Annotated in this window: 22 protein-coding genes; 6 read left to right on the forward strand and 16 right to left on the reverse strand. The window is 42.5% G+C overall.

Annotated elements, in window-relative coordinates; all coding sequences use genetic code 11:
• The first annotated feature begins 229 nt into the window (after positions 1–229).
• Positions 230–1,468 (forward strand): GGDEF domain-containing protein, encoded by a 1,239-nt coding sequence (locus LNL84_RS10015; RefSeq protein WP_244357100.1) that lies wholly within the window; start codon positions 230–232, stop codon positions 1,466–1,468.
• Between the two features lies 1 nt (position 1,469).
• On the opposite strand, the gene LNL84_RS10020 is transcribed toward LNL84_RS10015, so the two are convergent.
• On the reverse strand, positions 1,470–2,441 hold the full coding sequence (locus LNL84_RS10020; RefSeq protein WP_244357101.1) for a Solitary outer membrane autotransporter beta-barrel domain: 972 nt from the start codon (positions 2,439–2,441) through the stop codon (positions 1,470–1,472).
• A 59-nt stretch (positions 2,442–2,500) separates the two neighbouring features.
• Positions 2,501–3,463: a GGDEF domain-containing response regulator gene (locus LNL84_RS10025; RefSeq protein WP_244357102.1), complete on the reverse strand. Its 963-nt coding sequence runs from the start codon at positions 3,461–3,463 to the stop codon at positions 2,501–2,503.
• A 172-nt stretch (positions 3,464–3,635) separates the two neighbouring features.
• On the opposite strand from LNL84_RS10025, the gene LNL84_RS10030 reads away from it, so the two are divergent.
• The gene (locus LNL84_RS10030; protein ID WP_244357103.1) at positions 3,636–4,073 is read left to right on the forward strand and encodes a DUF3069 domain-containing protein; all 438 of its coding nucleotides are present in this window, start codon (positions 3,636–3,638) and stop codon (positions 4,071–4,073) included.
• Between the two features lie 46 nt (positions 4,074–4,119).
• Here LNL84_RS10030 and modC read toward each other — a convergent pair whose 3' ends face one another.
• The 4 genes from modC to LNL84_RS10050 are packed head-to-tail and all read right to left on the reverse strand — an operon-like array spanning position 4,120 to position 8,144.
• A complete protein-coding gene (gene modC, locus LNL84_RS10035) occupies positions 4,120–5,229 on the reverse strand; it encodes a molybdenum ABC transporter ATP-binding protein ModC (protein WP_244357104.1) in 1,110 nt (369 codons plus the stop codon).
• Entirely contained in the window at positions 5,226–5,921 is a 696-nt protein-coding gene (gene modB / locus LNL84_RS10040) for a molybdate ABC transporter permease subunit (RefSeq protein ID WP_244357105.1), read from the reverse strand. The genes modC and modB overlap by 4 nt, the downstream gene beginning before the upstream one ends.
• A gap of 26 nt (positions 5,922–5,947) precedes the next feature.
• Positions 5,948–6,700, reverse strand: a complete 753-nt coding sequence (gene modA / locus LNL84_RS10045) for a molybdate ABC transporter substrate-binding protein (RefSeq protein ID WP_244357106.1) — start codon at positions 6,698–6,700, stop codon at positions 5,948–5,950.
• Positions 6,701–6,704: 4 nt separating this feature from the next.
• Positions 6,705–8,144: a cobyric acid synthase gene (locus LNL84_RS10050; protein WP_244357141.1), complete on the reverse strand. Its 1,440-nt coding sequence runs from the start codon at positions 8,142–8,144 to the stop codon at positions 6,705–6,707.
• A gap of 194 nt (positions 8,145–8,338) precedes the next feature.
• On the opposite strand from LNL84_RS10050, the gene LNL84_RS10055 reads away from it, so the two are divergent.
• Both LNL84_RS10055 and LNL84_RS10060 read left to right on the forward strand, forming a co-directional pair.
• Positions 8,339–8,719: a YgiW/YdeI family stress tolerance OB fold protein gene (locus LNL84_RS10055; RefSeq protein ID WP_244357107.1), complete on the forward strand. Its 381-nt coding sequence runs from the start codon at positions 8,339–8,341 to the stop codon at positions 8,717–8,719.
• Between the two features lie 111 nt (positions 8,720–8,830).
• On the forward strand, positions 8,831–9,367 hold the full coding sequence (locus tag LNL84_RS10060; protein ID WP_244357108.1) for a hypothetical protein: 537 nt from the start codon (positions 8,831–8,833) through the stop codon (positions 9,365–9,367).
• Between the two features lie 85 nt (positions 9,368–9,452).
• Here LNL84_RS10060 and LNL84_RS10065 read toward each other — a convergent pair whose 3' ends face one another.
• From LNL84_RS10065 to nrdD, 4 genes are all read right to left on the reverse strand, one after another.
• Positions 9,453–10,160 (reverse strand): ATP-dependent zinc protease family protein, encoded by a 708-nt coding sequence (locus LNL84_RS10065; protein ID WP_244357109.1) that lies wholly within the window; start codon positions 10,158–10,160, stop codon positions 9,453–9,455.
• A 104-nt stretch (positions 10,161–10,264) separates the two neighbouring features.
• On the reverse strand, positions 10,265–11,449 hold the full coding sequence (locus LNL84_RS10070; RefSeq protein ID WP_244357110.1) for an amino acid aminotransferase: 1,185 nt from the start codon (positions 11,447–11,449) through the stop codon (positions 10,265–10,267).
• 107 nt (positions 11,450–11,556) lie between these two features.
• Positions 11,557–12,027, reverse strand: coding sequence for an anaerobic ribonucleoside-triphosphate reductase-activating protein (nrdG, locus tag LNL84_RS10075; RefSeq protein WP_244357111.1), 471 nt, complete (start codon positions 12,025–12,027; stop codon positions 11,557–11,559).
• A 33-nt stretch (positions 12,028–12,060) separates the two neighbouring features.
• The gene (gene nrdD, locus LNL84_RS10080) at positions 12,061–14,181 is read right to left on the reverse strand and encodes an anaerobic ribonucleoside-triphosphate reductase (RefSeq protein ID WP_244357112.1); all 2,121 of its coding nucleotides are present in this window, start codon (positions 14,179–14,181) and stop codon (positions 12,061–12,063) included.
• 297 nt (positions 14,182–14,478) lie between these two features.
• On the opposite strand from nrdD, the gene LNL84_RS10085 reads away from it, so the two are divergent.
• Complete coding sequence (locus tag LNL84_RS10085; protein WP_244357113.1) at positions 14,479–15,384, forward strand: endonuclease/exonuclease/phosphatase family protein; 906 nt, start codon at positions 14,479–14,481, stop codon at positions 15,382–15,384.
• A 20-nt stretch (positions 15,385–15,404) separates the two neighbouring features.
• Here the strand turns inward: LNL84_RS10085 and LNL84_RS10090 are convergent, their stop codons facing one another.
• The 6 genes from LNL84_RS10090 to LNL84_RS10115 form a co-directional block, all read right to left on the reverse strand.
• Positions 15,405–15,695: an ArsR/SmtB family transcription factor gene (locus LNL84_RS10090; protein ID WP_244357114.1), complete on the reverse strand. Its 291-nt coding sequence runs from the start codon at positions 15,693–15,695 to the stop codon at positions 15,405–15,407.
• 52 nt (positions 15,696–15,747) lie between these two features.
• Positions 15,748–15,936 carry a YgaP family membrane protein gene (locus LNL84_RS10095; RefSeq protein ID WP_244357115.1) on the reverse strand — a complete coding sequence of 63 codons (189 nt, stop codon included), beginning with the start codon at positions 15,934–15,936 and terminating at the stop codon, positions 15,748–15,750.
• A 147-nt stretch (positions 15,937–16,083) separates the two neighbouring features.
• A complete protein-coding gene (locus LNL84_RS10100) occupies positions 16,084–19,260 on the reverse strand; it encodes an efflux RND transporter permease subunit (RefSeq protein WP_244357116.1) in 3,177 nt (1,058 codons plus the stop codon).
• Between the two features lie 14 nt (positions 19,261–19,274).
• Entirely contained in the window at positions 19,275–20,279 is a 1,005-nt protein-coding gene (locus LNL84_RS10105) for an efflux RND transporter periplasmic adaptor subunit (RefSeq protein ID WP_244357117.1), read from the reverse strand.
• Positions 20,280–20,528: 249 nt separating this feature from the next.
• Positions 20,529–20,978, reverse strand: coding sequence for a YeeE/YedE family protein (locus tag LNL84_RS10110; protein ID WP_279610999.1), 450 nt, complete (start codon positions 20,976–20,978; stop codon positions 20,529–20,531).
• Between the two features lie 14 nt (positions 20,979–20,992).
• A complete protein-coding gene (locus LNL84_RS10115; RefSeq protein WP_244357118.1) occupies positions 20,993–21,409 on the reverse strand; it encodes a YeeE/YedE family protein in 417 nt (138 codons plus the stop codon).
• Positions 21,410–21,911: 502 nt separating this feature from the next.
• Here LNL84_RS10115 and LNL84_RS10120 point away from each other — a divergent pair.
• Complete coding sequence (locus tag LNL84_RS10120) at positions 21,912–23,615, forward strand: FAD-dependent oxidoreductase (protein ID WP_244357119.1); 1,704 nt, start codon at positions 21,912–21,914, stop codon at positions 23,613–23,615.
• Positions 23,616–23,749: the final 134 nt, after the last annotated feature.

Here is a 23,749-nt window from a genome sequence, read left to right on the forward strand (position 1 = left end):
GTTCTAAGTCAATCAATGATTATTGAAGTAACCGTATCAAAGACAAAAATAGCGATAAGCCAAACCTTCAGTTGCTGCTCACGTAACTGTCTTATGCGTTTCCAGATGTATAACATGGGTACCGAAAATGAAATCCATAAACAAGAATTTACTTGGCAAATCATCAAATTATCGTATGCTTAGTGTAAGCAAATCGTTAATTATTGAGTAATTAGAGCTCTCGTTTTAAATGTCATTACCTTTAGTCAGTTCAAATTCAAGCCGTCTGTTTTTACCGCTATTGTTACTTGCGGTAACGATGGCCTTGTATTCACCTATCGCGTCTTTTATAGAACACAATCGAGGGTTCTCTGTAAACCTTCCGTATTTCTTATTCGGTTCTTCTTTAGTCTTGACGCACTTATTTAAGCAAGGTCGCATAGCGATGGTTGCTTTAGCCATGATTGCCGCATATACAGTTATACAAACTCGCCTTCAAACTCCCTTATCGACAGGAACCACATTATTGGAACTGTCTATCCTGGCCTTTTTATTGCCAGTTTCGTGTACACTGCCTTTTTTGTTTCGTGACACTAAACTTTTTAGTCGGGGCGTCGCTGCATTCATTTTTATATTATTAATTTTTGCGTCATGGTCTTCTCTTATCTTGACGCATTTTTATACAGGTGGTTTTGACAGCTTTGGGCAGGACCTACTGTATTCTGTTGATACGTTGTCTAAACTGCCCGTAGTACTGGTTTTGTACTGCTTAGCTATGACAGGCATTGGGGGTATATTTGTTCTCAACTACAACCGGTCAATCGACGTCGTTATCTATTCCAGTGTGCTTTTATCTAGTGCCACCTTTAGTTTTTTTCACGTGCCATATATCTCTTGCATGCTATTTTCCCTATCAGGTGCATTGATGGTGATTTATTTGATTTCGACAACTTACTACATGGCATTTAATGACCGCCTCACCAATATCCCAGGTCGACGAGCTCTTGAATTAGACATAAAACATATGGGCAGAAAGTTCACTATAGCGATGCTCGATATCGACTATTTCAAAAAATTTAATGACACATATGGGCACGAAACCGGCGATGACGTATTAAAATTGGTTGCATCTCGTATGCAGATGCTCAGTGGGAACGCGAAAATTTATCGCTATGGTGGTGAAGAGTTCACTATTCTTTTCAAGGGAAAAACAACCAAAGAATGTAAACGCGATTTAGAAGAATTAAGAGAAGAGATCCAACACTACGAAATGGTTCTTCGCGATACGTCTGCCCGCCCTGATAAAGCTTCAGATGGAGCGGCAAGAAGAGGAATCAGTAATAAAACGAAGTCTGTTAATGTGACGATTAGTATCGGCGCTGCTGACAGCAGGACGACGCGCGATCCCGAAGCCGTTATGAAGTTAGCGGACAATGCTCTTTACAAAGCTAAAGAACAAGGTAGAAACCGAGTGGTATTTTCCCGTTAGCTTATTCTTGGTTGAAAAAAAGTACCAAACTCCCCCCTTTCAACGCACTTCCATAGTTAACTGTTAGCCCTAAACCTACATTTTCAAACAGGTCGGTTTTGAAAGGTGGCGACATCAACCACCCTACACTGGCTTCATAGTAATTAGCCGTATTGAACACATCGATAGAATTACCTCCGATGTCGACGCGTCTTGCACTTGTATATAAGGTCTGTACGGCTCGCCCCCAACGCGTTACATCAAAAAATAGTTTTACCTCATTACTAAAGTACCACCCTTCTGGGGCACCTACATTGCCATTATTAGCTTGCCCCCAAGCTGTACCTGTATAGTAGTTATACGTTGAAGCCAACTTCCATTCACCCCAACCCACTGGCTTGTCGTATTGAAACTTTAGCTTAGGCTGCCACACTGCCGCCCACGCTGATGTGTTAACAAGTAACCCATCGATAACAGGCCTCAAGTATTCTTGAGTTAGTGCCGAGTTGTAACTATAGCTACTTTGATAGTATTGCACATGAGCGCCTAACCCTGTAACAAAAGACCAGTGTTGCGTAATGGGAATTTTCTGTTCATAACCAATAAACCCTCCGTAAATCCATTCATCATGCTGATCTGGAGTCTCATTCGGAATCTTGACAATATCACCGCGTGCACTCAAAGCAGAAAACCTAAATACCACACTTCGGCTAATATTATACTCATCGGCTTCCAATTCTACAGACCAAGGTAGAGTCGTTACGTCAAAACTTTTTCTTAGATCGAGAGCTTCCGACGAACCTATATCTTCGTTATCAATATTTAAGTACTGATTGGGATCGAAATCTTTAAAGCCAACTGTGAATACATCACTGTCACTTAAGATAATCGCGCCCGCAAACATATCTTCGAGGAAGCTTCGATAACGCTCATCACCATAAGCCTGCTGAGTCGAGGTCACTAAGAAAAGTAAAAGTAGTTGATGAAATCGCAATGATAAGTCCGTCTATTTGCTAACAGCGAAAGGTAATTCAATTCCTTTCTGGTTCCAAATTAACCAGCAGGGAGCTCTAGTACGTAGCAATCTCGGCCGTTGTGTTTTGCCGCATACAATCTTTGGTCTGCGGCCTGGTAGAGACTTGCTAGTGCTTCATCCCCGTACGGCGTATAACAAAACACACCAAGCGACACTGTCACGTATGGCTTTGTGTCTGAGTGCTCATGAGGTATGGATAACTGACACATATTCGCCAAAATGCGTTTGGCATTTTCTTCAGCGCTCTTTTTCCCTGATTGACTGAAAAAAATCACAAATTCTTCGCCACCATAGCGTCCGACATATTCGCCACTTCGACTAAACAGCTGTTCTAACGTGTCGGCGATTTTTATTAAACAGTCATCACCCGCCGTATGGCCATAATTGTCGTTGTATGCTTTGAAGTGGTCTACATCAAGTAACATGACGGTCATGGGTGTTTGATGACGACCGTGCAATTTAATCAACTCTTTAAGTTTGCTATCCATAAACCGCCGATTAAACAGTTTAGTTAAACCATCTTCATTCGCTTGATGTTGCAGAGTTTTGTTGAGTAACTCGAGTTCCGCTGAAGTTTGCTTTAACTCCCGCCTCATTAAAGCAATACGTTGCATTGCCGTTAGCTTAGATTGCAAAACCAACTTATTTACAGGTTTTACCAGGTAGTCATCTCCGCCCGCGTTAATGGCTTGTGCGATCATTTCAGGATCGTCATGACCACTCAAAAATATTATGGGTATCCAATCTTGGAAAGATTGTCTGATCTTCATTGCGACCTGAAAGCCGTCCATTTCTGGCATAGTGATGTCCAGAAGGACGAGTTCAGGATCGAAGTCCTGGTACATTTCTAAAGCTTCTTGCCCACTTGCCGCCGTTTCTACTTCATGACCAAGTTTCTTAAGCCGTAATTGCAACTGCAGACGTTCTACTTGTGCATCATCTATTAACAAAACTCTCATTGAAGACTTTATCGCCGCCATACCTCATCCATCGCTTAAGTTGGCCACATTATTAACTTATAACACATATTTTCTACTGATACCTATATGCATAGCACTTACCTTAAAGCTCAAGTTCTTGTGAAACCTCTATTGACTTTTCATCTGGTTCTCCTAGCATATCCCTCATCTTTATACATGATGAGAAATGACTATGTCAGAAGTTGTAAATAATGAGCAGGCTAAAGTAGACCTCTCTACAGTATCGCCAGAGTTGCGCCAAGTTATTGAATTCGATGCGGTACCCGAAGAGCTTCATCATATGGTGGTCTCTATTCATGAGGTTTCGGAAGAAGCAGTGAGAGAATCGTGGGATTCACTACCAGCCAGTGCACAGAATATCCTAGATAATTTCGAACAATTTCATGCTTTGATTTCTGTAAGCCAGGCCTTTGCTGGTGTTAATGTTATGGAAGAGTTTCCTACATTGAAGTTGCCAGAGGATATGACTGAAGAAGGAAAAGAAGAGTATCGTGCACAGTTACTTGATCAAGTATTGCATAACTGCGTCAAAGACATGGTCAAGCAAATAAAGAAAGCACGTCGTGATGCTATCTTAAAGCGCGATTTCAAAGAAGTTTTCACCAAGTAACACAATATTAAGGATAGGCCAGCATTCACGCCGGCCTTTTCAACTATCACCTTTCCAAAGCAATATCTCGCTGTGCGACACTCACACCTTTTATTTGTGCATAGACCGTCATTCCCGGTCTGATATCAAGTTCCTCTACTGCCCATTGGGTCACAACAGCATTCAAATAACAGTCCTCTGCAAGCTTAAGGCTGACCTCTGCACTTCGGCGATGGGTATTATTTGAATCCCCGCCAACAGTGACAACGTCACAGTTTATAACATTTCTTATCGAGGTCTTTGCCGGCTTTTCTAGTGTAATCGAAACATCTGTTGCACGAACTCTTAGACGCACAGCATCGCCTATCTCCCCTTCGATGAATTGAACCCATAAATGAATATCTGCCGATAGGGATACTTTAGTCAGCGCGTAATGTTTATTTTGGTCTGAGATAATCCCTTTAAAAAGCGAGCTCTGCTCGGAGAAGGCATGCCATGGTTTCATGCTTGGTGAACGCCACACTTTTTCAATTGGCCCAGACTCAACTACCCTACCGTCGTCTACGATAACCATATGATTAGACAACCTAAGGATCTCATTTAAGCTATGGGTTACATATAGAATCGGTACATTGATATTTTGAGCAAGCCTCTCAAGATAAGGCATAACATCGCGCTTTCTCGGGAGATCCAAAGACGCTAGGGGCTCATCCATTAACAAAACATCGGGCTTACTTAATAAGGCTCTACCAATCGATACGCGTTGCTTTTCGCCTCCGGACAGTTCTGATGGGTGCCGATATAGAAGTTCACTAAGACCCAGTAATTCAATGATCTCTTGAAAAAAAGACGTGTCGGACTCTCTGATGCCATATTCGAGATTACGTTGGACATTCATATGAGGAAATAAGCGCGCATCCTGAAAAACGTAACCAACGCGCCTATCCTCAATGTCAATATTCACTTTGGACTTTTTACAAAACAGAACTCTATCGCCAACCGTAATCATTCCACTGTCAGGAGTCAGTAAACCACTTACCGCATTGATTAATGTTGTTTTTCCAGCTCCCGAACGGCCAAATATCGCAGTGATGCCACTGGAAGGCAACTCACATTCAATGCAAAAGTTTCTAGCGTCAAATTTTTTACTAATCTTAATTACGATCTTTTCTCTCATCGTAACACTCCTAAACGACGTGACATCCACTGATTCAATCGGTCGGAGCACAATAGAGACAATAGTGATAAACCAATTGAAATTGCGCACAACCGTGCTGCGGCCATTTCAGCTCCAGGAGTTTCTAGGAAATTAAACATAGCTAAGGGAATAGTCTGGGTTTCGCCAGGAATATTTGAGACAAAACTTATCGTAGCGCCAAATTCTCCTAAGCTACGAGCAAACGACAACATACTACCACTAATAATACCGGGAACGATGAGAGGTAATGTAATAGTAAAGAACACCTTCAATGGGGACGCCCCAAGTGTTCGCGCGGCTTGTTCAAGTTTGTTATCAACGCTGTCCATCGATAAGCGTATAGACCTCACCATCAAAGGTAAAGAAACAACAATGCACGCAAGAACAGCACCTTTCCAACTGAAACTAAAAGAAATACCGAAGTATTTATATAACCAACTGCCCACAACACCGTTTCTCCCCATAAGGATTAGCAGCAGATAACCAATCACAACAGGGGGCAAAACCAAGGGTAAATGGACAACACTGTCTAATACACTTTTTCCTTTAAACTCTTTTCGGCTTAATAGCCAAGAGAACAATAGCCCTATTGGGATTAACCACAAAATCGATGCCGCTGCGACTTTTAAACTCAGAAAAAGTGCCTGTGACTCATATTCCGTTAATATCATGTTCAGTACCGTTTCTTCATGCTCATTTAAAGCGTATCAAATCCGTAGCGCTGTAGGATTGCTTTTCCTTGGGGTGATTTCACAAATGCAGAAAAACCCACAGAAGCCTTGCTCGGTTTAACGATAACCATCGGATAAACAATTTGTTGGTGTAATGATGAATCCACTTCAGCAATCACTCGAACCTTATCACTTTGTAGTGCATCCGTTTTATAAACGATTCCCAATGGAGTTTCGCCTCTTTCGACAAGCGCTAACACCTGCCTAACATTGTTAACTGGTGCCAGACTTGTTAAAACGCTATTCCACACCTCAAGATTCTCTAAAACCTGTTTAGAGTAAATACCAACGGGTACAGATTGGGTGTTACCGATAGCAAGGCGTCCTTCATTGAGCAATCGTAGCCATTCAGAGTCATTCTCCAGTTCAAATCCTTCTCCTGCTTCAAGTGTCTTATTTTGAATAACAACTAGGCGATTGCTGGCTATATTGGTTCTAGAAGCCTCATTAATAACTTTTTGTTCGATAAGGTAATCGACCCATAAAGTGTTCGCTGAGATAAAAACATCGACGGGAGCACCATGCTCAATCTGACGAGCTATCGAAGATGAACCACCGAATACTGAGACGACTTTTATGCCACTGTTCTTTGAAAAAGTGTCGATTAGTTCTCCGACAGCGTTAGTCATCGATGATGCGGCATAAACTTTTAGCTTTTCAGCCATTACAACCTGTGACAACGTCACCAAAAGGCACACTAACAGGAGTTTAAACTTCATATTATCAGACCTTTAATGACCATAGTTTTTCGAGATCAAGGTGTTGTTCGATAGCATCTGCAATCCGATCAATTGCGTGCTCTTTCTCGTCTAATACAGAAAAATTCGATACTGATTGACCATTACTCCATTCAACCACAGCGTTTAGAATGTCAGGGTTGTCGAAGAATCCATGCAAGTATGTTCCAAGAACTTGCCCACAGTCACTCAGTGCGCCGTCAGACTGACCAGTCGACAACTTCACTGGTTGTACTTTGTTGGATACGACGCTGCTACCTACATGTATCTCATATCCTTTAACCGAATAAGTACTATTGTTCAAGGTCAGTGTTCCGTGCACATTGGTCAGTTGCTTTGTGTTTTTCAACTCTGTATAAACGTCCAACAGACCTAAGCCAATACTCTCTCCGACCTGACCTTCAATACCCGTTGGATCTGAGATAGTCTTTCCTAGCATTTGATAACCGCCACAAATCCCAATGACCTTCCCACCGAATCTCAGATGACGCAATAACTCCTTGTCCCAACCCTGCTCTCGCATATAACTCAAATCGTCACGAACTGATTTAGTGCCAGGCAAAATGATCAAATCGGCAGCACCCAACGCTTCCCCTTTGCCTACGTAACGAAAATTGATATCTGGATGTAAACGAAACGCATCGAAATCAGTATGGTTACTAATTCGTGTAAAGACAGGTACAACAACCGTTATTTTTGACTGATTTCCGTGAACTTGTTTAGTATCGATAGCATCCTCGGCCTCAATATTAAGCCCATGCAGATATGGAATAACTCCAATAACAGGTTTACCCGTTTTGTTTTCTAGCCATTTAAGGCCCGGTTCAAGTAACGCAATGTCGCCACGAAATCGGTTGATAACAAAACCAACAACTCGCTGCTGTTCTGATTTGGACAAAAGCGCAAGAGTTCCGTAGAGGTGCGCGAAAACACCGCCCCTATCAATATCAGCAACAATGATCACCGGCACATCCGCTGCTTCAGCAAAACCCATATTTGCGATGTCATTTTCGCGCAGGTTAATTTCAGCCGGACTACCAGCTCCCTCAATGATGACACTGTCATACTGTGATTTTAGGTTCGAAAATGATTCGAGTACATATGGCATCGCTATTTTCTTGTAGCCATGAAAGCCAACCGCATCAAGGTTACCATATACCTTACCTTGAACAATGATTTGCGCCCCCGTGTCTGAGTTTGGTTTGATCAATACAGGATTCATATCAACCGTGGGTTCAACCTTTGCCGCCTGAGCTTGCACAACTTGAGCGCGGCCTATTTCTCCTCCATCAGCTGTCACCCCGCTGTTCAGTGCCATATTTTGCGGCTTAAATGGCGCAACCAAGATGCCCTTTCTTGATAACACTCGGCATAGGCCAGCAACCAGGACGCTTTTTCCTGCGTCGGAAGTTGTCCCTTGGACCATTAAAATATGTTGTTGCAAATGTCTATGTCCTTGAATAACGTCTGAAAACCTCGTTCATCAGTTTACCTTTTTTAACCGTTTAACCCAACGACAAATAGCTGAACTCAATATGAATACAACACTCAGTACCAGTTCAGCCGAAAAGTCGTTAAATAGAATCATAACGAAACAGCCCATAAAACAGGTAGCTAACAATGAAAAAAACAATTATTACATTTGCTCTTACTTCAGCAATGATTATGACACCGACTCTTACACTAGCGGGAGGCAATCACCATCATGAACAACAAAAACCTCTAGCTTATACTGGTGCTATTGAAACAACATCCGTCGCTGAGCTATTAAACGATACCAGTATGTTTACTGAAAAAAATGTCATTGTTGATGGTTACATTGTTCGTCAAATAAACAAAGACACCTTTATTTTTTCAGATTCCGAAACTGACATCCAAGTTGAACTCGATGATGTATATTTGGAGCAGGCTCTAAATAATGAAACTAGAATACGTATTTTTGGTGAATATGAGGGCGGAAACACGCCAGAAATAGAAGTTGACCACATTCAAATATTGTAAATAAATCTTGTACATAGTATAAAAAGGTCTGCATATTGCGGACCTTTTTATATTTAACGAGGACTCGCATTAATCGGACCTATATCGATAGATACACACCATGGAGTTTTCATGCTAGGTAAAGCAACTCGTCGGGCACTACTATGCATCGCGGTCATCGCGCCTGTTGTAGTTCAAGCCAATAATTTCAACTATAACTCTTTCCAGGTCCGCTTGGGAGCAGATCCTGGCACCACAGGAGCCGAGTTCTCTACCTATTTTACGCAGAATACTCATTTTATCGTCAAAGCTGACAGTCGCTTTGAAGGCGATTGGGATATTGCCGGAGGGCTTGGGTTTAATGGGCCAATTAATCAATTCGCAGATACTTACGGACAATTATTAATCCATAACGTTAAGTACAAAGGTGACGAAGGCTTAGATACCAGCTTTTTGTCAGAATTCAACATCGGAACACGAGTTTGGTTAATGCAACAGGTCGAAGTCGTCGGGCAGATCGGTATGCTGAATGGCAACGATAAAACTAGATTTATATGGGATATTGGCGCACGTTTTCACTCAACAGACCAACTATCTTTAGGGGTGGATGTGAAAGATGGTGGTATTTATGGCACTCAAGCTGTGATGTCAGTACGATTCGGGTTCTAGTTTGACTACGCTTGATATGAATTACACTTACTAAGTTTATTCCATACAGTTAAAAAAGGGCTTTCTAACGAAAGCCCTTTTTAGTTTATTTACTGCTCGGTTTTGGTTGCACGTATTTTCGGCTAACATCGACTACTGCAACGTCTCTAAAGAAGCTACGTCCAAGTAATACTGGATATTTTAAGTGAGTACGATCGGCCAAAGTAAACTCGGTCTTCTCGCGCATGTCACCAATTTGAATAACGGTTGACACAACAGCACGTTTGTCTGTTCCATCTGAACTTGATTGCTTAACCTTCACCCAACGCTCTACAGGGAGGTTTATTTCCTTTGACTCAACACCGTCATGCTTAATTTTAAACTTAACCCAGTCTTTTCCATCTCTTTCAAATGGAACGATATCGACTGCGCTAAGTGAAGACGTAGTTGCACCTGTATCTATGCGAGATTTAGTGGTGATTTTTAAATCAGCTAATCGAACATATTCTTGCTCACCTAGGATCAGTTTTCCTTCTACCGTTTTCTTAGGCAAAGGTCTTGGCTCTGGTTTAGGTTCAGGCTTAACTTCTGGCTCAACCTCTTTCTTAGGCGTAGTCTGTTCAATTTCTTTTTCAGACTCAATCATCAGCTTATCTTCAGCGACGGTTGACGAGTCAGAACCATCCACTCTTTCAGGTTGAGTCTCCTCGACTTGAGGCTTAGTTTGTACTTCAGTCTCTTCGGTGGGAGTGCTTGAACACGCCACCAAACCACCTGACAACATGATTGGTAAAATCGCTTTCCACGGCTTCATTGATTCACCTTCTTAAACGGTTATTCTTGTGATTTCTAACGTTATTAATTTTGCTAAAACTTGTCACTTAATCATCGCAACAAATTCTATACAACTGTGGCTATTTACTCGCCCACTGCTGCTATCGCTTTTGCGACATAAGGTAATTGTGTCTCGGATAAACCAGCAATATTAATGCGGCCATCGCCAACACCGTAAATTCCAAATTCTTCACGAAGCTGTAGCATTTGTTGTGCTGTAAATCCTAGCACAGTGAACATACCTTTGTGTTGTAGAATAAAATCAAATTTGTCAGATAATTGGATGTTTCTTAACTCATTACATAATCCTGAACGAAGATCTTTTAATCTTTGCTGCATTTCTGACAATTCGCGTCGCCACAGCGAATCAAGTTCACTGTTGGTCAAAATCGTTTTGACTAATGCGGCACCATGATCGGGCGGCATCGTGTATGTCGAGCGAGCAAGTGTCAGAAGCTTTCCTTTTGCATTGGCCGCATCTCTAGCATTTTTGCCAATGACCATAGCAGCGCCCGTTCGCTCGCGATACAAGCCAAAATTCTTAGAACATGAAGTCGTTAACAGCATTTCTTCAACGTTTTCTGCCATGTAACGTAAACCATAAGCGTCCTGTTCAAGGCCATCACCAAAACCTTGATAAGCAAGATCGATAAATGGCACGAAACCATTTTTATTGGCAAGTTCTGTTACTAATTTCCAGGTATCCAGATCGATGTCCGCGCCAGTAGGGTTGTGACAGCAGCCGTGCAGTAATACCACATCCCCCTGTTTCGCTTGCGAAATATCCTCAAGCATAGCGGCAACGTCGACTTGTTTTGTTTCAGGACTGAAATAACGGTAATGGCGTACTTGTAAACCAGCCGCTTCCATTACAGGTTGGTGGTTAACATAGCTTGGATTAGACAGCCATACTGTGGTCGTTGGCTGTGCGACATGCAGTAAATCACCCAACATTCTAAGGCCACCGCTAGCACCCGGAGTTTGAATGACCGACATTCTGTCATAAACAGGAGTATCACCTAGCACAACCCTGGCGATAGATGCGTTAAACTCTTCACAACCAGCAAGGCCAACATACGCTTTGGTTTTTTGTGTTTGAGTGACGATTTCTTGTGCCTTTTCGACAGCTGCCATGATAGGTGTTTGCCCTTCGCTATTGCGATAGACACCTATGCCTAGGTCAACTTTGTCCACGCGGGGATCATTACGATAAGCAACTGAAAGAGATAAAATTGGATCGAGAACTGGCTCGGGTAAATGGGAAAACATGAAAGTCACAACCCTTTGAAATTCAAGTAGTGGGCTCACGTTAACACTAGTTTAAAAAAATAAGAACTCTTTTTTGCTGTCTGAGCGATACAAAATAGTGAATTCTATTATTCCAATTTGAAGCAATGAATAATTTGGTTTGAACTGCCTCGCCAGTCAAGCGCTGGATCGGCTAAATCTTGTTCAAATTTGCCATCAACAAGTACATTGACTTGGTCAACGATAGCCTGCTGGGCTTCAGTCAGCTCGCCAAGAAGATAACCTGACCATAGCCAAATGTCTTTGTCAGGGCATTCCGACTTTACACGTTCAACCAGTTTTAAAATAGCCGCAACGTTTTGGGGGTGTAAAGGATCCCCGCCAGACAGCGACAGTCCTCTTCTTTGAACTCGAGAGTCATTAAGATCCGCGATGATCCTGTCTTCGAGTTGCTGTGTGAAAGGATGACCAGAGCTTGGGGACCAGGTCGCTTGATTATAGCAACCTCTGCATTGATGCTCGCAGCCTGAGACAAAGAGCGTACAGCGCGTACCGGGTCCATTTACAACGTCAATTGGATGATACTGGTGGTAATTCATTGTTTACTGTCGCTCACTGTTACTTAGGTTTCTTTATAGGTGTTTCACACGGCGTTTAACTTCTTCTTGTTTACCGAAGTTAAATGGCCTTGCATCAGGACTGCCCAGGTATCCGCAGACACGGCGTGTCACTGAAACTTTTGTTGCGTCATGATTGCCACATTTAGGGCATGTAAAGCCTTTGCTAGTACAATCAAACTCCCCCGTATAGCCACACTCATAGCATTCATCTATTGGTGTGTTAGTTCCGTAGTAAGGAACTCGGCTGTAACTGTAGTCCCATACATTCTCAAGGGCTTCAATGTTTCGCTGCATATTCGGGAATTCGCCATAGCAAATAAACCCGCCCGATGAGATCTCCGGATACGGCATTTCGAAATCAATCTTGTCGTATGGATTGACATTCTTTTCAACGTCCAAGTGGAAACTATTGGTGTAGTAGCCTTTGTCAGTAACGCCTTTGACAACACCGAATTCTTTGGTATCAATCTGGCAAAAACGACTGCACAGATTTTCGCTTGGTGTTGCATACAAGCTAAAGGCATACCCAGTTTCTTCGCCCCAACTCGTCACTTTTTCTTTCATGTATTTGATAATGTCTAATGCGTATTCTTGAATTTTCGCATCATCAAACATGTGTGTCTCTGTGCCAAATAGTGCTGTCATCGTTTCATGGATACCAATGTAACCTAAAGAAATCGATGCACGACCATTTTTAAAGATGGGTGCAATAGAATCGTCCGGATTTAAGCGAACACCACATGCTCCTTCCATATACAGGATAGGTGCGACACGAGCCTTCACATTTTCTAAACGGCTGATTCGCGTTTCTAGAGCTCGACGAGCTAATGACATTCTCTCATCTAGGATCTCATAAAACGCATCGAGGCTTCCTTTCGCTTTAATCGCGATGCGGGGAAGGTTTAAACTAACAACACCTAGGTTATTACGGCCTTCGTGCTGTAGTTCGCCATTTTCTTCGTACGTACCTAAGAAGCTACGACAGCCCATTGGGGTTTTAAATGACCCAGTGACTTCAACTACTTTGTCATAGTTAAGAATATCAGGATACATACGCTTAGAAGCACACTCTAACGCTAGCTGCTTAACATCATAGTTAATGTCGCTTTCTTTGTGGTTAAGGCCATCTTTGATAGCAAAAACCAATTTAGGAAAGACTGCTGTTTTGCTGTTTTTACCCAGACCTGCAATGCGATTTTTCAAAATTGATTGCTGAATCAGTTTTGATTCCCAACTTGTGCCAAGACCAAAACCAAAGGTCACAAAGGGAGTTTGTCCATTTGCTGTATGCAAAGTGTTTACTTCGTACTCTAATGATTGAAAGGCGTCGTAACACTCTTTTTCGGTGCGGGCACTCGCAAATGCTTCTGGGTTATGAATGTCCCACTCTTGGGCGATTTGAAGGTGCTTGTCAAAACTTGCCTTTACGTACGGCGCTAGAACTTCGTCAATACGGTTAATCGTAGTGCCACCGTAAATATGACTCGCAACCTGAGCAATAATTTGAGCGGTCACTGCCGTTGCTGTTGAGATTGACTTAGGTGTATCAATCTCCGCATTACCCATTTTAAAGCCGCGCGTCAACATACCCTGAAGGTCAATGAGCATACAATTGAACATTGGGAAAAACGGTGCGTAATCCAAGTCATGATAGTGAATATCACCAGATTCATGCGCTTGTACGATATCGCGCGGTAATATACGCGTTTTCGCGTAATGCTTAGCGACGATACCTGCTAACAAATCTCGCTGAGTCGGAATCACTTTGCCGTCTTTATTAGCATTCTCGTTAAGGAGATCGGCATTACTTTCTTCAATTAAGCCTTCGATCTCTTTAGTCAGAGCGCTTTTCTTTTCACGGGCGATATCTCGGTCATGACGATACTCTATGTAAGAACGCGCTAAGCCTTTATAAGGTCCTTGCATTAGCTCGTTTTCAACGAGTCTTTGGATCTCCTGAATATCCACCTCATCGTAATCATTCAGTTTGACCTCGACTGCCAACGCCACTTCTTTCGCGTACAGTTCAAGCTCCTTGTCTGCATGTTCTGCTGCACTTACAACAGCAGCTTCTATACGATCCTTTGTAAACGGAGCACGAGAGCCGTCTCTCTTGATTACGATTGGTTTCACCCTTTCTCCTTACCCTAAGTATACTCACAGACTTATCCACAAACACACTATATAGGGTTGTTTATTATTTGATTGGCACTATATATTGTGGTGTATTTAACGAGATGCGCCACCCAAAAGTATTGATTTAGATCAACAAATATTGGCTAATGAGCAAGAAGGATCCGATCTTGATGAATGATGTCGCACCTTGATGTAAAACTCATGAAATTGTAAAAAAAGGGCTAATTGTTCTTGATTTTTAGGGAAGGCTTACGGCACATTGGTTGCCGTTAAATTGCAAAACGATGATAACTTATGAGCTTAAAATTTTATAAAAACACTCGCATTCTATTAACAGGATTGTTGATAGCATTATCATCAATACCACTCTCGGCAGCACCAGTAACATTGAGTTCGTGGAATATAGAATGGTTAACAAAAACACCTAATCCACGTTTTCCACAAAGTCTACGAGTTGAAGACGACTTCGAAGCATTGCAACGTCATTTATACAGCTTCAATCCCGATATTTTAGCGTTCCAAGAGGTCGACAGTATTGAGGCAATACAGAAAGTCGTTGGCTCTGGCTACAGTATCTACTTGTCACAAAGGGCAGATCCAGAAAACTTTCGCCAACAATTTGATGGAACCAATCAATATACTGGTTTCGCCGTTAAGAGCGAACTTAACGTCACTAACGTTGAAGATGTGCGTTTGGTCTCTTCGGCTAATAGTAAACTTCGCTTTGCTTCGTATTTAATCTGGCATCGAGAGGACTTGCCATCAGTCCATCTTTTATCTGTTCATTTAAAGGCTGGTTGCAGTGGTAAATATTCCAAGTCAAAGTCTTGTAAAACACTGAAGGTTCAAGGAGAGGCAATAAACGGTTGGATAAAAGCGAGAAACACAAAGCAACAGCCCTATATCGTGCTTGGTGATTTTAATCATAACCTCGCCTATGCAGGTGATTGGTTGTGGTTGACAATGACTAGCAGCCTGAACCACTCGCCGAGATTGGTCACCCAAAAAACAAAGGCGCTATGTAAAGTCCGCTCTCATAAGAGCGAACACAAAACTCATCAATTTCGTTCGCTGATCGACCATATTATTATGAGCCCGGATCTCAATTCGTCTCCCGCTGTACAAAACGTAATAGCCAGCAAAGAGGTTCTTGAGTTTAAGATGAGTGACCACTGTCCAATTTCGACTGCGGTGTACTAGCTTTCACCGCGTCTAACAAGTTAATGACAATACGTTTGGTATAAGGTTTTGATCAATAGTTTGATCTTATCATCTGCCAATGAATAGTAGACATTTTGCGATTGTTTTCTTATCGATACTAGATTGTGATCTCTCAGCACTTTGAGCTGTTGAGAAAACGCGGATTGGCTTAACGATGAGTTTGCCTGTAACTGCTGAACACAAAGTTCATTTTCAACCAACTGGCATAACACCATCAATCGCTCCGGGTGAGCCATTGACTTTAGGACTTCGCTCACCGCTTGCGATTTCACTTGCATACTTTCATACATCAATAACCACCTTAGTTAACACCTAGCACATAAGAAAGTTCATTAGACAAACTTATTCTTTAAGTCCCATTTTCAAAAGTAATTTACGTGGTGGACAAAAACCTGTAAACCCGCTCTGTATAAGGTTAAGCCCCACAAAAATACTCAATAAGATAAACCAAGGGCTCACAAAGTGCGTTAGAGCTAAAGATACAAGCAACATTGTACCTGCTAGGATTCTGATTCCATTTTCTACTTTCATCACTATTACCTCTTCATATATTAGTCAACACTTATGTAACTATCTTAATACAACAACAGAGATTAGCAAGGTCTAAATTAGATTAAATTAATTTATATCGGAGACACATGCGGCTCTCCTGAGCCGCTTCACCATGTTACTTAATGTCTACATCGGCGACTTAATCAATCCCGATTTAAGTGCCATCGCAAAAAGTATTGGGATGACTAAAAGCGTCAGAACCGTCGATACAAAAATACCGAAAATTAGACTTATCGCTAGCCCATTGAAAATGGGGTCGTCCAATATGAACAACGCGCCAATCATCGCAGCCAATGCTGTAAGCATAATCGGCTTAGAACGAACTGCTGCTGACTGGATCACAGCTTCGCTTAACTCGACACCGTTGGCGATTTGTTGATTGATGAAGTCGACCAATAAAATCGAATTTCTAACGATAATACCCGCAAGTGCAATCATTCCTATCATTGACGTTGCCGTAAACTGAGCCCCTAACAAAGCATGGCCTGGCATGACACCAACGATAGTAAGCGGAATCGGTGCCATAATAATAAGAGGCGCAATATAAGATTTAAATTGGGCGACAACGAGTAGGTAAATCAGAATCATACCAACGCCATAGGCTATCCCCATGTCCCTAAATGTTTCATAAGTAATGGTCCACTCACCATCCCAAAAGACTTCAATATTGTCCAAACCTGAAGGCTGATTAATAAAGTATTGAGTAATATCCGGTCGAGTCTCGTCCAACCGTGAATAGATATCAAACATTCCATATAACGGACTATCTAGTTCACCTGTCATATCACCCACAACCATAATCATAGGGAGAGCGTTTTTGTGAACAATGTAGTTGTCCATTTGTGACTCGTTGATTTTGATAAGGTCAGCTAACAAATAAGCTTGTCCAGATTGCCCCCGAACTTTCATATTCATCAATTGCTCTAGTCGAACCTTCGCTGACTCACTTGCCTGGACTTGTATTGGTATAGGATATTTACTTTGCTCACTATGCATATAGCTCATAGGTTTGCCACCCACTGCCGTAGCCAAAGTATCGACGATATCAGAATAGGAAACACCAAGTTTTGCTGCGCGAGTCCGATCTATCATTACATGCCATTTCTGATGTGATTCAGGTAAATACATATCAACATCGACAATATCGTCAGTCGTTCTAAATAACTCTCTTATATCGGCTGCGGCTTGCTCACGGATTTCCTGCGTTGGTCCATAGACCTCGGCTAAAATCGGTGACCACACGGGAGGACCAGGTGGTACCTCGACAACTTTGACTTTACCACCATAGCTTTTCGCGATCCGATCGAGCTCTGGTCTAACATCGCCAGCGATTTCATGACTTGAACGATCTCGCTCTCCCTTATCAACCAGATTGACTTGAATATCGCCTTGATGAGCCCCCTGACGCATAAAATAGTGTCTGACCAATCCGTTAAAGTTGATTGGTGCAGCTGTCCCTGCATAGATCTGAAAGTCCTTAACCTCTTCTGTTTTTTGAACAACACTCGACAGTTCGAACAATACTCTTTGAGTACGCTCTAAACTACTTCCTTCAGGCATATCAAGTATGACCTGAAATTCAGATTTGTTGTCAAATGGCAGCATTTTCATAACAACCGATTGATTTACAGGTAGCCACAGAGATCCCCCAATAGCGATGAGGACTGCGGTGATAAGAAGTCTGCGATTGCGCTTTTGAGCTTTTGCGGTAACGAATGGCGCCATAACTTTATGAAAAACGCCATCCAGTACTTTAGCCTGCTTTGTCTCATCATGGTGCACACTATTTCTAAGCAATTTTGCTGACAGCCACGGTGACAAGACAAATGCAACAACAAGTGAAATAAACATCCCCATTGATGCGTTGATTGGTATTGGGCTCATATAAGGGCCCATTAAACCTGACACAAACGCCATTGGTAACAATGCTGCAATTACGGTGAGTGTCGCTAGGATAGTTGGCCCACCGACTTCATCTACAGCAGTAGGGATTAATTCTGTTAGTTTTCTTTTACCCATTGCCATATGACGATGAATATTTTCGACCACAACTATGGCGTCATCCACTAAGATCCCTATCGAAAAGATCAATGCGAACAACGATACGCGATTGAGTGTAAAACCCCATGCCCAAGATGCAAATAGTGTTAAGAGCAAAGTAACAATAACCGCGATGCCCACTACGACGGCTTCTCTTAACCCCATGGTCAGGAAAACGAGCAAGACAACCGCTGCGGTTGCAAACGCCAGCTTACCTATTAATGTATTCGCTTTGTCCGCTGCTGTTGCACCGTAATCACGAGTAATCTTAACGTCTATATTGTCTGGGATAATTCGGCTTTGTAATGACTCTATACGCTTGGAAATATTTTTAGCCACATCGACAGCATTTTCACCAGCTTTCTTTGCAATCGCTATCGTTACAGCTGGGTAAAGTCCTTCTGAATCTCCCATCCAAACATTGTGCTCTGGCGTATTACTCCCAAACTCGATATTGGCTATGTCCGCTAGGTATACCGGTTCACCATCATGTACTCCGACAACAAGATCCTGAACCTCTTGGACTTTACTGATGAATTGACCAATTTGAACCGGAATTTGTTGGTTATTGTGTGTAAGTTTAAGCATGGTAGAAGAAGCGTTGGCATCTGGCAAACTTCGATTCAGATCCGCGATGGTAATTCCAAATGCATTCATCCTTCTTGGATCTAATCGAACATCAACAATGCTAGGGTGGCGCCCAACCGTATAGATATCACGGGTGCCCGAAATTCTCTTCAGTTCGGTTTCTAATCCGTGTGCAACACTGGTTAAGGTTTGGGTCGTGACGTCTGATTGTTTTGCTGACAATGTAATGTTGACAATCGGTACATCTTCAATCCCTTTTGGCTTAATGATTGGCTCGCCAACACCTACATTTTTCGGCATCCAATCACTGTTTGAGTAAAGTTTATTGTAGATCTTAACAACCGCTTCATTACGAGGGATGCCAACTTCAAAGATTGCAACAATCATCGCACCGCCAGGTTGCGAAAACGAATAGAGTTTATCTATTCCCTCTATTTCAGAAATGGTCTGCTCTGCAGGATTGGTAACCAAACTCTCGACTTCTTTAGGGGAAGCGCCGGGAAACGGGATAAAGACATCGGCAAATGTGACGTCAATTTGTGGCTCTTCTTCTTTGGGAGTCACCATCACGGCCATCAGGCCCATTAATAAAGCGACAATAGCTAACAGAGGTGTCATCGCTGATGACTGAAAGGCCGCCGCTATTTTCCCTGATATTCCTAAAGTGTTTCGCATAGTAACGATCTCCCCTACTTCGCAGCAGTGTATGTTAATGCATTGGTTAAGATTTCGTCTCCCGGTTCGAGACCCGACAACACTTCAATTTGCGCTCCGTGAGTCTCACCAACTCGAATTGGGTTCATCTGCAGTGTTTGATCAATTAAGCGGTATACAACGCTGAGTTCACCCCGACGTATCACCGCGGATGTTGGAACCATAATGCTTTGGTGTTGCCCGTGGACGAATTGAACGTTTACCCAGGAACCTGGATACAGTTGAGTGTCTTCATTGAGTAACTCTAACCTCACTTTAAATGAGCGAGAGTTGACATTCGCGTAATTAAATAGTTTTGCTTCTGTTGCTGTTAGAAACTGACCGCGATCAGTCGAAATCGAAAACTGTTCAGCAGAATTAACCTTGTCATGAAATCGTTGTGGGATCTCGGTCACGACACGTAACGGACTTAACGAGAATCCTTCCATTAATCGAGTACCCGGAGACACCGTTTCGCCGAGTTCTACAAATCGTTTAGTAACGACACCAGTATAAGGAGCCTCGATACTGGTATACCCGAGCGAATCTTTAGCTTGAATTACAGATGCCTTGGCGCCCTTAACCTCGGCAATAGCAGAGCGCGCTTCAGCCTCAGCAGAGTCAAGTCGCTCTTTAGATATAGCACCGACCGGATACAACTCCCTATATCGTTTTACTTGTGCTTGTGAACGAACACTTTGTGCGTTGGCGCTATTTAAGCGCGCTAATGCAGCATCGAGCGACGCGGATTGTTGCTTAGCACTGATTTCCAATAGGACATCTCCTTGTCGTACAATATCGTTCACATCAGCATTCACAGATACAATCCGACCAGAAGTTTGCGCTGATAGTGTTCCTTTGTTCACCGCATCGACAGTGCCATGAAGTTGAATGAACGAATCTACGTTAGAAATCTTAACTATTGTCGTCTCATAGGCTTGTTCTTGTGCTTGAACGCTCATCCCTAGAAACAAACCTAATGTCAAAACTACACCTTTCATCTTCCACCTCATACCGGACACTTTTAATTAGTAATATCTAATATATAGCCTTATTTTAGGTTTGTCTAATATTTTTAATTAGCAATAACTAAAATAATGGATACTATAACAAAATTGTAGATGCCAGAATGGGTTATGCCAGTTTTTACAGGACAAATTTACAGGCAATGCTAAGTAACACCATACATCATGCGCAAAAAAAAACCCTCGCACGAGGCAAGGGTTTTCGTCACTGTTTTGTGTGTTAACTTAAATAGCTTGTCGGGCTTGCTCTTTATTTAGCTCGCGCTTAGCAAGCAGTAGTTCCGCCAATACCATGCCAAGTACCATCGCAATCACGAATGTTACAATGCCAGTACTACCATTAGCGATAGAGGCAATGGCGGGACCCGGACAAATTCCAGCGATGCCCCAACCTACCCCAAAGAACACTGCACCAGTAATTAATGGTGCGTCGATTTTCTTTTTGTCTGTTAGGCAAAATGAATCATTGCAAACAGGCTTTGAACGTTTGTGGATCAAGATAAAATAGCTTGGCATAAACACAGCCAAAGCTCCGCCCATAACGAATGCGAGATCTGGACTCCAGTTACCTGCTACATCTAAGAAAGCAATGACATTCGCTGGTTCTGTCATACCTGACACCACCATACCAATGCCAAACAATACGCCTGCAATTAAAGAGATTAAACGAAACATATTAATAACTCCAATTACAGTACATGAAGCATGACAAAAGTAGTCATGCCAGCAACGGCCATAAAGACACAAGTAGCAGCAATAGATCGCTTAGACAATCGGCCTATCCCACAAATACCATGCCCACTTGTGCAACCATTACCAAGCTTGGTCCCAAATCCAACCAGTAAGCCAGCAACGATAAGTAACGGCGTACCAACCAGCATTTCAACCGGAGCAGTCTGTGTAAACGATGCCGCGATAACGCCACCCGCAATCATTCCCAAAATGAAAAGAATTCGCCAGCTAAAATCCATTTTTTGCTTTCTTAGTGCACCACTCACAATTCCACTAATTCCAGCAACCTTGCCATTGAAATAGAACAGCATAAAGGCAGACACGCCCAACAACATTCCACCGAGCAGAGATGCCCACGGGATAGTAAAGTCCATAATGACCTCGTAAATGTTAAAATTAAAAAATAAAACTCACACTTACCCCTATAACTAGGCATAAGTTAAATTGGAATACGTTTAAAGGGTTTACGCTAACGTGCGTCATTTCCACGAAGTCTGTTATCAACTAAGGAAAATGGCTGTACGCTAAAAGCCATTCTTAAGCTGTGAATAACACCGACTCATTAGACAATTAAAGTCACAAAATGCTGACAACCGCGCAATTCTCACAACACTTTCGATGGTTGGATAGGCGCGTTTCTCTCTAAGCTGTATGATATGTAAGTCTTACCTATGGCCCTTTTTCATAGAGTAGATATTATCAATTCATATGTTTATTTAGTCAATGCTTAATTAGTATTTATATAATTAGATTGAATTACATTAGACAAAGCTAATTTTACTGTTATAGTAGCTGCAACTAATTTAATCCAAAACGTACTAAAGATTCGGCTTGTATTGCTAGATCTAATAGTTTGATTGTTATACGAGGTTTGTAATGACTAAAATTTTAATCGTTGGTGGTGTTGCTGGTGGAGCTTCTGCAGCAGCAAGAGCTCGCAGATTGAGTGAAGATGCACAGATCATTATGTTTGAAAGAGGCCCTTTCGTTTCTTTCGCTAACTGCGGGCTACCTTACCATATCGGTGGCGACATCACCGATCGCAGTAAGTTACTCCTTCAAACGCCAGAAAGCTTTTTAGCTCGTTTTAATGTAGATGTACGGGTCATGAACGAAGTTGTTAGCATCGATCGCCAGACAAAAACGGCGACCATTCGAAATCTCATAGACAATAGTGAATATACCGAAAATTACGATTTCCTATTACTCAGTCCAGGCGCGGGCCCTATCGTGCCGCCGATCCCGGGAGTCGAAAACCCTCTAACGCATTCACTGCGCAACATTCCTGACATGGACCGAATTCTAAATACTATTGAAACAAACAATGTCGAGCACGCTACCGTTGTTGGTGGCGGGTTTATCGGCCTGGAAATGATGGAAGCATTTCAGCAACGTGGCATCAAAACCACGTTACTAGAACTGGCTGATCAAGTTATGACACCAGTGGACAGAGAAATGGCTGGTTTCGCTCATGCTGAGATCCGTGAGCACGGTGTTGATTTACAATTGGGTGTTGCACTATCAGCAGTAGAGTATATAGCCGAGACTCATTTAGCAGATGTAAATTCAGGTGAATCGACCGAACACCAACATATTAATGGCCACCTACAGCTTTCACTGAGCAACGGAACGTCGTTAAATACAGATCTTTTGATCATGGCAATTGGTGTTCGCCCTGAAACGAAACTGGCTTCAGAAGCCGGTCTAAAGATTGGAGAGTTGGGTGGAATCTGGACAACGCCTACTATGCAAACCAGTGACCCTTCAATTTATGCTGTAGGAGACGCCATCGAAGAAGCCGACTTTGTCACTGGCAATCAAACAATGGTTCCTCTCGCTGGCCCAGCAAACCGTCAAGGCCGTATGGCTGCAGATAACATGCTGGGTAGAAATCAGTCGTATCAAGGAACGCAGGGTACGGCTATTTGTAAGATTTTCGATCTTGCTATCGCCTCTACAGGTAAAAACGAAAAGCAGCTTAAACGTGACGGTGTTGAATTTGAAAAAGTCTATGTTCACACTGCTAGCCATGCAAGTTATTACCCTGGCGCTGAGATTGTCTCTTTCAAATTACTATTTGATCCAAGAACCGGAGCTATCTTAGGCGCACAAGCTGCGGGTAAAGATGGGGTCGACAAACGTATTGACATTATTGCCGTCGCCCAGCGTGCTGGCATGACTGTAGAGCAGCTTCAACATCTTGAACTGACTTATGCGCCACCATATGGCAGCGCCAAAGATGTCATCAACCAAGCGGCTTTTGTAGCTAACAACATCATCAATGGTGATGCGACTGCAATTCACTTTGATGAGATCGACAATTTAACAGAAGACCAGCTTCTTCTCGATGTTCGTAACCCTGGTGAGTTGGAAAATGGTGGCTTTATTGAGGGTGCAGTGAATATCCCAGTAGATCAACTTCGCCAACGCCTGGATGAGCTACCAAAAGACAAAGAGATCATCATTTATTGTCAAGTTGGTTTGCGCGGTAACGTTGCTTACCGTCAATTAGTCAATAACGGGTTTAAAGCTCGTAACCTTATTGGTGGTTACCGAACGTATAAGTTTGCTAACGTATAATCACTATTATTGATGTGACGGCGTGAGATCTAGTGCTCACGCCGCTTTTTTTTGTCAGCGCCTCTATCCAACCTTCTCTTAGTTCCAGCCTTCCTATGTTATTTGCTTCCCAGCATCAAACACGTTAAAAGTTT

This window comes from Vibrio gelatinilyticus, from assembly GCF_022836845.1.
GTDB classification, from domain to species: Bacteria; Pseudomonadota; Gammaproteobacteria; order Enterobacterales; family Vibrionaceae; genus Vibrio; species Vibrio gelatinilyticus.